The 595-nt window shown below is 49.2% G+C and carries 1 protein-coding gene; it reads left to right on the top strand.

Annotated elements, in window-relative coordinates:
* Positions 1 to 433: IS3 family transposase (locus ACYVGZ_RS05080; protein ID WP_460752109.1), on the top strand; the 433-nt coding region annotated here is incomplete at its 5' end.
* Positions 434 to 595: the final 162 nt, after the last annotated feature.

Raw genomic sequence — 595 nt, 5'->3', positions numbered from 1 at the left:
GGTATTGGACCTTTACGCCAGACGTGTTGTTGGATGGTCAATGTCGGAGCGTGCTGACAAAGAGCTGGTTATCATGGCCTTGGATAATGCCTGGAATAGCAGAGGAAAGCCAACGGGGGTTATGTTCCACTCGGATCAGGGAAGTCAGTATGCAAGCCTCAAATTCAGGCAACGCTTGTGGCGGTATAAAATGGTTCAGAGCATGAGTCGCCGAGGTAACTGCTGGGATAACGCACCAATGGAAAGGCTATTCCGTAGCCTAAAAACTGAGTGGGTACCGGAATATGGCTATCACTCATTTAACGAAGCTCAAATGGATATTAGTTATTACTTGATGAGTTATTACAACCAAAAGCGGCCTCATCAAAAAAATAAGGGAATCAGCCCTCAAGCAGCTGAAGAAAAACTTAAAACTGTGTCCGGAATAAGTTGACCACTACAGTAATTTGCTGGAGTCACATGGGCGCTTCGCACCCAACGGCGCATTACGGCCTTCGGCCTAACGGCGCCCTACAGCCGAGGGCGTAGCCCTCATGTTACACCAACGCAATTTGGTCGGATATATGGGCGCTTCGCACCCACGGCGCATTACGGC

The organism is Marinomonas epiphytica (assembly GCF_054780655.1).
This window is presented reverse-complemented; position numbering and strand designations above follow the sequence as displayed.